Source organism: Massilia timonae CCUG 45783, from assembly GCF_000315425.1.
In the GTDB taxonomy this organism is placed as follows: domain Bacteria; phylum Pseudomonadota; class Gammaproteobacteria; order Burkholderiales; family Burkholderiaceae_D; genus Telluria; species Telluria timonae.
The window spans coordinates 1-13,103 of record NZ_JH992926.1 but is presented as its reverse complement, the minus strand read 5'-3'; the positions used below and the strand labels follow the sequence as shown (position 1 = coordinate 13,103).

Annotated in this window: 11 protein-coding genes; 8 read left to right on the top strand and 3 right to left on the bottom strand. The window is 67.1% G+C overall.

Going from position 1 to position 13,103, the window contains the following annotated elements; translation table 11 throughout:
- The first annotated feature begins 55 nt into the window (after positions 1-55).
- On the top strand, positions 56-1,405 hold the full coding sequence (locus tag HMPREF9710_RS22945) for a TolB-like translocation protein (protein WP_005670407.1): 1,350 nt from the start codon (positions 56-58) through the stop codon (positions 1,403-1,405).
- A 50-nt stretch (positions 1,406-1,455) separates the two neighbouring features.
- Here HMPREF9710_RS22945 and HMPREF9710_RS22940 read toward each other — a convergent pair whose 3' ends face one another.
- From HMPREF9710_RS22940 to HMPREF9710_RS22930, 3 genes are all read right to left on the bottom strand, one after another.
- Entirely contained in the window at positions 1,456-1,779 is a 324-nt protein-coding gene (locus HMPREF9710_RS22940) for an L-rhamnose mutarotase (RefSeq protein ID WP_005670405.1), read from the bottom strand.
- 2 nt (positions 1,780-1,781) lie between these two features.
- Positions 1,782-3,077 carry an L-rhamnose catabolism isomerase gene (gene rhaI / locus HMPREF9710_RS22935; RefSeq protein ID WP_005670404.1) on the bottom strand — a complete coding sequence of 432 codons (1,296 nt, stop codon included), beginning with the start codon at positions 3,075-3,077 and terminating at the stop codon, positions 1,782-1,784.
- A gap of 126 nt (positions 3,078-3,203) precedes the next feature.
- Complete coding sequence (locus tag HMPREF9710_RS22930; RefSeq protein WP_005670402.1) at positions 3,204-5,312, bottom strand: bifunctional rhamnulose-1-phosphate aldolase/short-chain dehydrogenase; 2,109 nt, start codon at positions 5,310-5,312, stop codon at positions 3,204-3,206.
- Positions 5,313-5,673: 361 nt separating this feature from the next.
- Between HMPREF9710_RS22930 and HMPREF9710_RS22925 the strand changes: the two genes are divergently transcribed.
- The 7 genes from HMPREF9710_RS22925 to HMPREF9710_RS22895 all read left to right on the top strand — a co-directional run.
- On the top strand, positions 5,674-6,534 hold the full coding sequence (locus tag HMPREF9710_RS22925) for a DeoR/GlpR family DNA-binding transcription regulator (RefSeq protein WP_005670401.1): 861 nt from the start codon (positions 5,674-5,676) through the stop codon (positions 6,532-6,534).
- Positions 6,531-7,550 carry a rhamnose ABC transporter substrate-binding protein gene (gene rhaS / locus HMPREF9710_RS22920; RefSeq protein ID WP_005670399.1) on the top strand — a complete coding sequence of 340 codons (1,020 nt, stop codon included), beginning with the start codon at positions 6,531-6,533 and terminating at the stop codon, positions 7,548-7,550. The genes HMPREF9710_RS22925 and rhaS overlap by 4 nt, the downstream gene beginning before the upstream one ends.
- 79 nt (positions 7,551-7,629) lie before the next feature.
- Positions 7,630-9,189 (top strand): sugar ABC transporter ATP-binding protein, encoded by a 1,560-nt coding sequence (locus HMPREF9710_RS22915; RefSeq protein WP_005670398.1) that lies wholly within the window; start codon positions 7,630-7,632, stop codon positions 9,187-9,189.
- Complete coding sequence (locus HMPREF9710_RS22910; protein WP_005670396.1) at positions 9,186-10,205, top strand: ABC transporter permease; 1,020 nt, start codon at positions 9,186-9,188, stop codon at positions 10,203-10,205. Before HMPREF9710_RS22915 ends, HMPREF9710_RS22910 begins: the two co-directional genes overlap by 4 nt.
- On the top strand, positions 10,202-11,254 hold the full coding sequence (locus HMPREF9710_RS22905; RefSeq protein WP_005670395.1) for an ABC transporter permease: 1,053 nt from the start codon (positions 10,202-10,204) through the stop codon (positions 11,252-11,254). The genes HMPREF9710_RS22910 and HMPREF9710_RS22905 overlap by 4 nt, the downstream gene beginning before the upstream one ends.
- Before the next feature lie 14 nt (positions 11,255-11,268).
- A complete protein-coding gene (locus HMPREF9710_RS22900; protein ID WP_005670393.1) occupies positions 11,269-12,675 on the top strand; it encodes an FGGY-family carbohydrate kinase in 1,407 nt (468 codons plus the stop codon).
- Between the two features lie 96 nt (positions 12,676-12,771).
- Positions 12,772-13,103, top strand: a 332-nt coding sequence (locus tag HMPREF9710_RS22895; protein WP_040778199.1) for a transposase domain-containing protein, incomplete at its 3' end; no start/stop codon positions are given.

The following is a 13,103-nucleotide window of genomic DNA, read 5'->3' as shown; positions in this document are numbered from 1 at the left end:
AGCAACTCGTACTGTAACAATGAGCGGACAACATCCACAAGACGGAGACACCCTCATGCGACCCCTCATCCATTCCGCGATCGGCCTGGCCGTCGCGCTGCTGCTGTGCGCCGACGCCTCGGCCCAGATCGGCAAACGCTTTCCTTCCGAGCGCAAGCTCGTCAAGGATCCGGTCACCGGCACCGAACTGACTTTCCTGACCAGCAAACCGCATGGCGATTCGAAGATCTACCCGACCCACCCGCAATGGACCGCCGACGGCAAGTGGCTGGTGTTCCGCTCGCGGCTGGCCGGCAGCGAGGCGCTGGCGGTGAACGAAGAGACGGGCGACCTGGTGCAGGTGACCGAAGGCGGCTACACCGGCATGCTGAACCTGGCGCAGAAGTCGATGAAGCTGTACTACATGCGCAAAGGCGACGCTGGCCTGCAGATCGTCGAAACCGACCTGGCGCGCGTGCTGGCCGACAGCGCCGCCAGGCGCATGCAGCCCGCGGCGACCTACCAGCGCGTGGTCTCGAACCTGCCGGCCGAACTGGAAGCCGGCGGCGACCTGGCGCTCGACGCCGACGAGGAATGGGTCTATTTCAAGGTCGGCCCCGGCCAGGCGGCCAGGCACCTGGCGCCGGGCACGAAGATCGAGCCGGCCTTCGGCCCGCGCAAGATGGGCGCCGGCCCGCAAGGCATCGCGCGCCTCAACGTGCGCACCGGCGAAATAAAACACGTGGTGTCGGTGCCGTTCCAGGTCGGCCACATCCAGGCCAATCTGTGGAATCCGGGCGAGATCGTGTTCTGCTGGGAGACCGGCGGCAAGTCGCCGCAGCGCACCTGGACCGTGCGCGCCGACGGCAGCGGCCTGCGTCCGCTGTATCCGGAAGCGCCGTACGAATGGGTCACGCACGAGGCGGTGATCACGAAGGACGAGGTGGCGATGGCCATCATGGGCCACCGCGCGATTCCCGGCGCGGCGGCCTCGGTGGCCGGCCCGGCCACCGACGTCGGCGGCGCCAATCCGGGCCAGGACGACGGCTGGGGCGCCACCGGCACCCGCGAAAAGCCGACCGGCCTGGCGATCGTCAACCTGCGCACGCGCCAGATGCAGATCGTCGGCCAGACCGAATCGGGCAGCGGCCTGTGGCACGTGCACGGCTCGAGCGATGGCCGCTTCGCGGTGGGCGATGACTTCAGCCGCAGCGTCTACCTGATCGACCGCCGCAACCGCGAGATGATGCTGCTCACCACCGGCCACAAGACCACCGCGGCCGACCATCCACACCCGACCTTCAATGCCGACGGCACCCGCATCCAGATCCAGTCAGCGATGCTGTCCGAGGACGGCCGCTCGATGAATATCGTGGTGGTGCCGGTGCCGAAGGCCTGGCTCGAGCGCAGCTTCCCGGCGCGCTGACGCAAACGGAAAAACGGCCTGGCAATGCCAGGCCGCGGGACCAATCGGGTTCAAGCCAGGTGGAATACCTGGGTCAGCGGCCACTCCTTCGGCCGGTTGCCCGGCTCGACCTCCATCAGGTCGGCCATGTAATCCCACCATTTGCGCATCACCGGATGGTCGGGCAGCGGCCCCAGCTCATGCCCCGGGTGCAGCTTCATCACCGCGAACAGGTCGAGCGTCGCCTCGTCGAGGAAGATCGCATAATCGTGGATGCCGGCGCCAGACAGCAGCGCGGCCAGCTCGGGCCAGATGGCGTCGTGCCGGCGCCGGTATTCCGCCTCGTTGCCGGCCTTGAGCTTCATGCGGAAGGCGCGCGTGGCGTGAACGGTCATGGTCAGACGATCCCGCTGCTGCTGGCCCCGGCCTTGACCGGACGCAGGCCCGCCACGCGGTCGCGGTAACCGCTGGCGCGGTAGCAGGCCACCGGATCGGCGGCGCCGCCGGCACGCACCCGCGCCATCGCCAGGATCGGGCTGACGTCGGTGCGGAAGGCGCGCTTCAGGGTCTGCGCGGCCTCCAGCACGTCGTTCTGCTCCTGCAGAGCCGCCAGCGCGGCGCGGTCGACCAGGGCCGACTGCACGAAGGCGCGCTGCACCTCGGCCGCGCTGCTCATCAGGCTCTCGATCGGGTCGGTCACATTGTGCGACTGGTCGAGCATATAGGCCGGCTTGAAGGCCTCGCCCTCGCGCCGCGCCGCATCGGCCAGCTCGTTAAACACCAGGAACAGCTGGAACGGGTTGATCGAGCCGGAATCCAGGTCGTCGTCGCCATACTTGCTGTCGTTGAAGTGGAAGCCGCCAAGTTTACCGAACTGCGCCAGGCGCGCCACGATCATCTCGATATTCGTGTTCGGCGCATGGTGGCCCAGGTCGACCAGGCACTTGGCCTTCGGTCCCAGCTCGGTGGCGCAGGCGAAGCTGGTGCCCCAGTCGGCGATGGTGGTGGCATAGAACGCCGGCTCGAACAGCTTGTGTTCGATGAACACGTTCCAGTCGGCGGGAAGCGAGGCATAGATCTCGCGCATGCTGTCCAGGTAGCGCTCCAGCGCGCCGCGCAGGTTGTGCTGGCCGGGGAAGTTGGCGCCGTCGCCGACCCACACGGTCAGCGCCTGCGAACCGATCGCGCGGCCGATCTCGATGCATTCGATATTGTGGGCCACCGCCTGCGCGCGCACGGCGGCGCTGGTCGACGTGAGGCTGCCGAACTTATAGCTCTGCGCCTGGCCCTGCTGGTCCTGGAAGGTGTTCGAATTGACCGCGTCGAAGGCCAGGCCCAGCGCCTGCGCCGTTTCGCGCAGCTCAGAGGCGTCGGTCGGTTTGTCCCACGGGAAGTGCGGCGACACGCTGGGCGTGGCGCGGGTCAGCTGGTGGATGACGGCGCAGTCTTCCAGCTTCTCGAACACATTGCGCGGCTCGCCTCGGCCCGGGAAGCGCGCGAAGCGCGTGCCGCCGGTGCCGGCGCCCCAGCTGGGCACCGCCACGGCGAAGCTCTGCGCCAGCGCGGTCAGCTTGTCGATATCCAGTCCGCGGCGCGCGAGCATGCCGCCCAATCCCTCGTAGTCGGCCTGCAGTTGCGCGTCCAGTTTGGCGTTCTGGTCCGCGACCAGGCCGGCGTCGATAACGCTTGTCATACTCGTCTCCTTGATGCAGGCGGCATAAGCCGCCGATGACCGGTGACGCGCGCCCTGGAGGGGCGGCGTCCCGGCTTGTTGTGATGTCCCGCTATCTTAGCGTATCGACCGCAGTCGGCAGCGTGGTCAGCGGGTGAAGGCGGCCGCGTTGCCGGCATCCACGTTCAGGATGTTGCCGGTGCTCTTGCCCGACTTGTCGCTGGCGAAGAAGTACACGGCTTCGGCGATGTCCTCCGGCAGCACCGAGAGTTTCAGCATGCTGCGCTTGCGGTAGAACTCCTCGACGTCGTCGGCCTCGATCTTGTTGGAGGCGGCGCGTTCTTCCTTCCACTTGCCGTCCCAGATGCGCGAGCCGCGGATCACGGCGTCCGGATTGACGACGTTGACGCGGATGCCGTGTTCGGCGCCTTCCAGCGCCACGCAGCGCGCCAGGTGCAGTTCGGCCGCCTTGGCGGTGCAGTAGGCGGAGGCCCCGGCCGATGCGACCAGGCCGTTCTTGCTGCCCACGAAGACCATGCTGCCGCCCAGGCCCTGCTGCTTCATGATGCGGAAAGCCGCGCGGGTAGCCAGGAAGTAGCCGGTGACGAGGATGTCCTGGTTGCGCTTCCAAATGTCGAGCGTGGTCTCGTCCAGTGGCGCCGCCGAGGCGATGCCGGCGTTCGAGACCAGGAGGTCGACGCCGCCGAAGCGGAGCAGCGCCGCTTCCAGGATGCCGGCCACTTCTTCCTCGCTGGTGATGTTGGCGCGCACGGTGCCGATGCTGTCCTTGCCTGCCACCTTGGCCAGGTCCTTGCCGGCCTGTTCGAGGGCCTCGGGATCGATATCGGTCAGCATCACGCAGGCGCCCTCCTGCAGCAGCTGGCGGGCGACCGCCTGGCCGATGCCGCCGGCGCCGCCGGTCACCAGCGCGATGCGGCCGGCCAGGCTTTTCGGTTTGGGCATGCGCTGCAGCTTGGCCTCCTCGAGCAGCCAGTACTCGATGTCGAAGGCTTCCTGTTCCGGCAGTCCGACATAGGTGTCGACGCCATTCGCGCCGCGCATCACGTTGATGGCGTTGACGTAGAACTCGCCGGCGATGCGCGCGGTGGCCTTGTCCTTGGCGAAGGACAGCATGCCCACGCCCGGGATCAGGTAGATGATCGGGTTGGCGTCGCGGATCTTCGGGCTGGTGGCGCGCTTGCAGCGCTCATAGTAGGAGGTGTAGTCGGCGCGGTAGTCGACCAGGGCCTGGTCGAGACTCGCGGCCAGGCGCTCGAAATCGGGCGCGCCCGGGTCGAAGTCCAGCACCAGCGGGCGGATCTTGGTGCGCAAAAAGTGATCCGGGCACGAGGTGCCCAGCGCCGCCAGCGGCGCCAGGTGGGCGCTGCTCACGAATTCGAGCACGGCGTCGCTGTCGTCGAAGTGGCCCAGCTTGTACTCGTCCTTGCTGATCTTGCCGCGCAGGAGCGGCATCAGGCGCGCCGCCAGCGCCGCGCGCTCGGGCGCCGGCAGGATCGGGCTGGCCGGGCCGCCGAATACCGGCTGCTGGACGTTCTGCGCCAGCCAATCCTCGGCACGCTTGATGATCGCCAGCGTGGTCTCGTAGCACGACTGCGAAGTGTCGCCCCAGGTGAACAGGCCGTGGCCTTCGAGGATGATGCCCTTCAGTTGCGGATTGGCCTGCGACACGGCCTCCAGCTTCAGGCCCAGGTCGTAGCCGGGACGCTGCCACGGCAGCCAACCCAGCTCGCCCTCGAAGATCCTGGCGGTGAGTTCCTTGCTGTTCTTGCAGGCGGCGATCGCGATGCAGGCGTCCGGGTGCATGTGGTCGACGTGGCGGCGCGCGATATACGCGTGCAGCGGCGTGTCGATGCTGGCCGCGCGCGGGTTCAGGTTGAAGGTGCAGTGCGGCAGGTAGCCGACCATCTCGTCTTCGTGTTCGAGGCCGCGGTAGCGTCCCTTGAGCGCATGCAGCTTGCTCATGTAGAGGGTCGAGAAGCCATCGAGCTTGATGCTGCCCAGGTCACCGCCCGAACCCTTCACCCACAATACCTCGACCTGCTCGCCCGACAGCGGGTCGACCATGTCGATCTTGGCCGAGGTATTGCCGCCGCCAAAATTGGTGATCCGCAGGTCGGAACCCAGCAGGTTGGACCGGTACAGCAGCAGTTCCGGCTCACTCAAGGTGGCGGCAACGGCTTCATCCCAGCGCGAGGTGATCGGTTCGCGCTGCTTCGTTTCGCTCAAGGCGCCCATCTGTATCTCCTAGTTGATTGTTTTGTCATCGAATCGATACGTCTCTTCCATGTCCTGCGTCCGCATGCTGCTCTAGCAGCGCTGCGGCATCGGCAGACAGTAGAAAGCAGCGGCCCACGGGGTGTCAACGCGGAAACAATCAACTTGCTGACCAAGTAAGAATCAATCACCGACTTGAGCGATTTGAGCATTTGTGCGCTGCAGCGCCGGGAAATAATCAGTCAAATGATCATTTGGTGATTGACGATATTGCATCTAGAAACTACTCTTTTCGAACACCCCGCGATTCCTGCCCACAAGAGGCCTGGAACGACGGGTCCCATGCCGCACACAACCAGACGGCTTACGGAGGAGACACAATATGGTGAATCACAAACGCCGCAAGCGTTTGCTGAAACTGCTTGCCGAGCACCAGACGGCGACGGTCCAGCAGCTTGTCGAATGGCTCAATGCGTCCCCGGCGACGGTCCGGCGCGACATCAGCTGGCTGGCGGGACGCAACCTGCTCACTCGCACCCGGGGCGGCGCCGAGAACCTGCTGCCCAAGACGCGCCAGTTCCCGCTGACCAGCGAAACGTTCCAGAACAATATCCAGTGCTTCGCCTCGCGCAAGCGCGCCATCGCCCGCCATGCGGCCGGCATGTGCAACGACGGCGAGACGATCATCATCAACGGTGGCACCACCACCTTCATGATGGCCGAGTTCCTCACCGAGAAGCAGCTGAAGATCCTGACCAACTCTTTCCTGATGGCCGAACGCCTGCTGGTCTCGAGCGAGAACGAGATCATCGTGCCGGGCGGGCGCGTGTACCGCGAGCAGAACGTCATCCTTTCGCCGTTCGACAACGACATCACCCAGCACCACTATGCCACCAAGATGTTCATGAGCGTCTACGGCCTGTCGCTGCTGGGATTGATGGAAGCCGACCCGCTCCTGATCCAGGCCGAGAAGCGCCTGATCAGCCAGGCCGAGGAACTGGTGGTGCTGGCCGACAGCTCGAAGTTCGCGCGCAAGGCCGGCCTGATCCTGTGCGGCCTGGATCGCGTGTCCACCGTGATCACCGACACCGACGCTTCCGACAAGGCGGTGCAGCTGCTCGAGCAGTATGGCGTGAAGGTCGTCACCGTCGAACCCGACGGCGAGATGCCGGCGCTGCGCACCACGCGCTACAGCCCCCAATATGACTTCCAGTCCGCAGCCCTGATGGAGATTTCGCATTGAAGATCAAACAGCTCCTGCTCGCCGCGGCGGCCGTCGGCGTGTTCGCCGGCCTGGCCGGCTGCGCCGACAAGAAGGCCGCGGATGCGCCTGAACCGACCCGCATCGCGATGGTCGTCAAAAGCCTGGGCAACGGCTTCTTCGACGCCGCCCACCAGGGCGCGAAGGATGCCGCCGCCGAGATCGGCGGGGTCGAGATCATCTATACCGGCCCGACCACGCCCAGCGCGGAAGGCCAGATCGAGATCATCAATTCCCTGATCAGCCAGAAGGTCGATGCGATCGTGGTCTCGGCCAACGACCCGAATGCCCTGGTGCCGATCGCCAAGAAGGCGATGCAGCGCGGGATCAAGGTGATCTCGTTCGACAGCGCGCTGGCCCCCGACGGGCGCCAGATGCAGCTCAATCCCTCCAATGCGGAACTGATCGGCCAGAAGCAGATCGAGATGGCGGCGGCGGAACTGGACGGCAAGGGCGAGCTGGCGATCCTGTCGGCGTCGGCCCAGGCGACCAACCAGAACATCTGGATCGGCGTCATGAAGAAGACGCTCGAGCAGCCCCAGTACGCGGGCCTGAAGCTGGTGGCGACCGTGTATGGCGACGACCAGTCGGACAAGAGCTACCGCGAAGCGATCGGCCTGTTGCGCAGCCATCCGAACCTGAAGGCGATCATTGCGCCGACCACGGTCGGCATCGTCGCCGCCAGCAAGGCGGTGGCCGACGAGGGCCTGGTGGGCAAGGTGTTCGTCACCGGCCTGGGCCTGCCGTCCGAGATGGCCGGCCACGTCAAGAGCGGCGCGGTGCGCGAATTCGCGATCTGGAACCCGATCGACCTGGGCTACGCCGCCACCTATGCGGCCCACCAGTTCGTGGCCGGCAAGGCGACTTCCAGCGCTGGCGCGACCGTCGCGGTCGGCCGCCTGGGCGCCGTGACCCTGGACGCCAACGGCGAAACCGCCCTCGGCCCGCCGTTCACCTACAACGCCGGCAACGTCGACAAGTTCGCCAAGCTGTTCTGACCCGGCCCGTCCGCCGCGCGCGATCGATGCGATTTGCATGATCGGCGCGCGGCGCCTTTCATCCGTTTGCAGCACCCATATGCCAGTGACCCAACTGACAAGCCCTCCCCTGCGCCCGCACGACGGCGCGCCCGCCGCGCCGGTACTGCAGCTGACCGGCATCACCAAGCGCTTCAACGGCGTCTGCGCCCTGAATGGCGTGCGCCTGTCCATCCGCCCCGGCGAAGTCATGGCCCTGATCGGCGAGAACGGGGCCGGAAAGTCGACCCTGGTCAAGACCCTGACCGGCATCCACCGTCCCGACGAAGGCGCGATCCTGCTCGACGGGAAGCCGGTGTCCTTCGGCAGCCCGCAGCAAGCGATGGCCGCCGGCATCACTGCCGTGCACCAGGAAACCGTGATGTTCGACGAATTGTCGGTGGCCGAGAACATCTATGTGGGGCGCCACCCGACCCGCGGCCCGGCGCGGCGCATCGACTGGGCCGGCATCGAAGCCGATGCCGAGGAGCTGTTCGCGCGCCTGGAGGTGTCGCTGCCGGTGCGCGCCCGCGTGCGCGACCTGTCGGTGGCCCAGCGCCACTTCGTCGAGATCGCGCGCGCGCTGTCGCAGGATGCACGCGTGGTGATCATGGACGAGCCGACCGCCGCGCTGTCGCAGCGCGAGATCCGCGAGCTGTATCGCATCATCGACGGCTTGCGGGCGCGCGGCACCGCCGTCATCTTCATCTCGCACAAGTTCGACGAGATCTATGAAGTGGCCGACTGCTACACGGTGCTGCGCGACGGCCAGTTCGTGGCCGAAGGCCGGCTCGCCGACGTGAAGGAGCCGGAGCTGGTGGCGCTGATGGTCGGCCGCGCGGTGCACCAGGCCTATCCGAAGGCCGAGGTAGCAATCGGCGCGCCGCTGCTGGAGGTCGAGGGCTTGAGCCACCCGACCGAATTCCAGGATGTCGGCTTCACCCTGCGCAAGGGGGAAATCCTCGGCTTTTATGGACTGGTGGGCGCCGGGCGTTCGGAGGTGATGCAGGCGCTGTTCGGATTGACGACGCGGGTGACTGGCAGCGTGCGGCTGGAGGGCCAGCCGGCGGTATTTGGCAACCCGGGCGAAGCGATCGCATGCGGCCTGGCGTATGTGCCCGAGGACCGCCAGCACCATGGTGCGCACCTGACCATGCCGATCATGCACAACATCACGCTGCCGATCCTGTCCAAGCTGGGTTTCTTCCCCCGTGCCCGGGCCGAGGCCGCGCTGGCGCGCCGCTTCGCCGAACAGCTGGAACTGAAGGCCGCCTACCTGAGCCAGAACGTCGACGAGCTCTCGGGCGGCAACCAGCAGAAGGTGGTGCTCGGCAAGTGGCTGGCCACCGATCCCAAGGTCATCATCCTCGACGAACCCACCAAGGGCATCGACATCGGCTCCAAGGCCGCCGTGCACCGCTTCGTGAGCGGCCTGGTCGAACGCGGCCTGTCGGTGATCCTGGTCTCGTCCGAACTGCCCGAGGTGCTGGGCCTGGCCGACCGCGTGGTCGTGATGCGCCAGGGCCGCGTGGTGCGCGAATTCGCGCGCGGCGAGGCCACGCCCGAGACCGTGGTCGCAGCCGCATCCGGGGTCGACCTGGGACTGGAGGTGGCGCCATGATCAAGCGTGTCCCCATGAGCGAGGTATTCAGGCAGCGCGAGGCCTTGCTGGCCGTGATGGTGGTGGCCCTGGTGCTGCTGGTCGGCCTGCGCGCCCGGGTCTTTCTCACCACCGCCTCGCTGGCCAACCTGCTCACCGACAGCACCCTGCTCGTGATGCTGGCCCTGACCCAGATGCTGGTGATCGTCACCCGCGGCATCGACCTGTCGGTGGCCTCGAACCTGGCCCTGTCGGGCATGGTCGCGGCCATGCTGGCGTCGGGTAATCCAGAGCTGCCGCTGGCGCTGGTGATGCTGGCCGCGGCCGGCACGGGCCTGGCCCTTGGCCTCGTCAACGGCGGCTTGATCGGCTATCTGGCCTTGCCGCCGATCGTGGTCACGCTGGGCGCCATGAGCGTGTACCGCGGCCTGGTGTTCGTGATCTCGGGCGGCGCCTGGGTGTCGGCGCACCAGATGCCGGCCAACTTCATCGGCTTCCCGCTGCAGCGCCTGTTCGGCCTGCCGCACCTGGTGTGGATCGCCTTCGGCGCGGTGCTGGCGATGGCCTTCCTGGCCCGTTACACCCGCTTCGGGCGCGACCTGTACGCGATCGGCAATGCGCCGCAATGCGCCGCCTACATCGGCATTCCGACCGCGCGCCGCCTGCTCTGGACCTATGGCCTGTCGGGCATGGTGGCGGGCCTGTGCGGCTACCTGTGGGTGGCGCGCTATGCGGTCGCGTATACCGAGATCGCCTATGGTTTCGAATTCACCGTGATCGCCGCCTGCGTGATCGGCGGCGCCAGCATCGCCGGCGGCGTCGGCTCGGTGCTCGGCACCGTGCTCGGCGCCCTGTTCCTGTCGGTGATCGGCAATGCCCTGCCGGTGCTGCAGGTCTCGCCGTTCTGGCAAAGCGCGCTGACCGGCGCCGTGATCCTGGTGGCCGTGCTGCTCAATGCCGGCGGCAACCGCAAGCGCAGCCGCCAGATCCTGCCGCTGCACCGCACCGACGTTCCGGCCGCAAGGAGCCCAGCATGAATGCGACCAGCATCGCCCAGGTCGAACCCCCACTCGATATCAAGACCGTGAACGACTCCAGCCACACATCGCGTTATACGATCCTCGACCGCAAGAAGCCGGGCCTGCGCCATGTGCTGGCGCGCTGGGAGACCCTGCTTGCCCTGCTGCTGCTGGCGGTGTTCGTCGCCGGCGGCGTCACGCTCGAGCACTTCCTCGATCCCTACAACCTGCTCGATGGCACCGTCAACTTCAGCGAGAAGGCGCTGATCGCGCTGCCGATGGCATTGTTGATCATCTGCCGCGAGATCGATATCTCGGTGGCCGGCACGCTGGCGCTGTCGTCGGTCGCCATGGGCCTGGCGCATACGGCCGGCCTGCCGGCCGAGACCCTGCTGTTCGTGGCGGTCGGCACCGGCCTGGCCTGCGGCTGGCTCAATGGCTTCCTGGTCACGCGCTTCATGCTGCCCTCGATCGTCGTCACCATCGGCACCATCGCCCTGTACCGGGGCCTGGCCAGCGTGGCGCTGGGCGACCAGGCCTTCACCAACTACCCGCAGCTCATGGCCGACTGGGGCCAGGGCACCTTCTTCGGCGTGGTGCCACGCGCCTTCGTGATCCTGCTCGGTTTCGCGCTGCTGTTCGCGGTGGTGCTGCATGCCACCACGGCGGGCCGCCGCATCTACGCCATCGGCAATAATCCGGACGCCGCGCGCTTCTCGGGCATCGCGGTCGACCGCTACCGCCTGGGCCTGTTCATGCTCACCGGCGCCATGGCGGGCCTGGCGGCCTTCCTGCTGACCGGCCGCATCGGCAGCACGCGGCCGAACATCGCCACCGGCTGGGAGCTCGAGATCATCACCATGGTGATCCTGGGCGGCGTGAGCATCGCCGGCGGCGCCGGCACCATCGGCGGCGTGCTGCTGGCGGTGCTGACGATGGGCGCGGTGACCTATGGCCTGGCGCTGGCCAACGTGCCCGGCATCTACATGACGATCGTGGTCGGCGTGCTGCTGCTGGCGACCATCGCGTTGTCGCGCCTGTTGCGCGGCAAGCCGACCCGCCATTGATGGAGCGCGCCCCCATGCAAGCGACCCCGGACGACGCGCTGATCGTACTCGACATCGGCAAGACGAACGTCAAGCTGGCCCTGGTCGATGCGGCCGGACGGCTGCTGGCCGAACGGCGCCGGCCCAATGCGATCCTGCACGACGGCCCCTATCCGCACCACGATACCGACGGCATCTGGGACTGGATGCTGGCGACCTGCCGCGCCTTCGCCGGCCAGGCGCGGGTGACGGCGATCGTGCCCGTCACCCACGGCGCCACCGCCGCCCTGGTCGACGACGACGGCCTGGTGCTGCCGGTGCTCGATTACGAGGCGGCGCTGCCGGACCTCGACTACGCCGCGCTGCGGCCGGCCTATGCGCAGACCTGTTCGCCGCTGCTGCCGGCGGGCCTGAACCTGGGCCGCCAGCTGGCCTGGCTGCGGCAGCATCACCCCGAACCCTTCACGCGGGCGCGCCACATCCTGATGTATCCGCAGTACTGGGCCTGGCGCCTGTGCGGCGTCGCCGCCGGCGAAGCGACGTCGCTCGGCTGCCATACCGATATGTGGGACCCGGTGCGCCAGGACTATTCCTCGCTGGTGACGCGCATGGGCTGGGAAGCCCAGATGCCACCATTGGCGCCCGCCTGGGCGGCGCTCGGCGTGCTGCGTCCCGAGGTCGCGCAAGCCACCGGGCTGGCGCCAGGCTGCGAAGTCCTGTGCGGCATCCACGACAGCAATGCCTCGCTGCTGCGCCACCTGGGCCGCGATGGCGCGGATGCCCCCGGCGCGCCGCGCACCGTGCTGTCGACCGGCACCTGGCTGATCGCGGCCGCCTTCGGCGTCGGTCTCGCCGGCCTGCGCGAAGACGCCGACATGCTGGCCAATACCAACGCCCTCGGCCAGCCAGTGGCCTGCATGCGTTTCATGGGCGGACGCGAATTTGGCGCGCTGGCGGGCGACCAGCCAGGCACCTGTTCATTCGAGCAGCTCGAACGGCTGATCGCGCGCGGCACGATGGCGCTGCCGTGCTTCGCCGATGGCGGCGGCCCATTCGCAGGCCGGCAAGGCCATATCGAGGGACCGCCCCCCGCCGACGTCGGCGAACGCTTCGCGCTCGCCACGCTGTACTGTGTCCTGATGACCGACTACTGCCTCGACGCGCTCGGCGCGCGCGGCCCGATCACCGTCGAAGGCAGCTTCACGGCGAATCCCTGGTTCGGCCCCTTGCTGGCCAGCTTGCGTCCCCACCAGGCGCTGGCCTACTCCGACGACGCCAGCGGCACCACCTGCGGCGGCTGGCTTCTGCGCTACCGCGACGCCACCCCGACCGGCCAGCACCACCCCAAGCCGCCGCGCGCGGTCGCCGGCCTGTCCGCCTACCGCGCCGCGTGGCGCGCCGCACTCTCCACAGCCACCCCACAACTATCCCACGCTCACTAACCCAACAATGAGGGTCAGAGTATAATGCCGCTAAGTTAACGATCTTTGCGGCATTTTTTCGTTGTAAACGTGGCTCAGAAATGTTAACTTTCGGCCATGCTTTCTGATGCCATCCCCCTCGTCATTGACCTACCTAATCCTCTTGAGTGGAGCCGCCTTGGCGAACATCTGCCCTACGAATGGGTGGAAGCTGCGTTAGTAGCGAACGATAAAGCGACTATCCGCTCTCGGCGGTTACCCGCGCAGCAGGTCGTCTGGCTAGTCATTGCTCTGGCGATCTATCGACACCGTTCCGTCAAGGACATTGTCGACTCGCTCGACCTGGCATTGCCCGAGTTGGCAGACCGTTGCATCACCTCCAGCGCGACAACGCAAGCTCGACAACGCTTGGGCTCCGAGCCGCTTGAATGGTTGTTTCACAAGTCGTC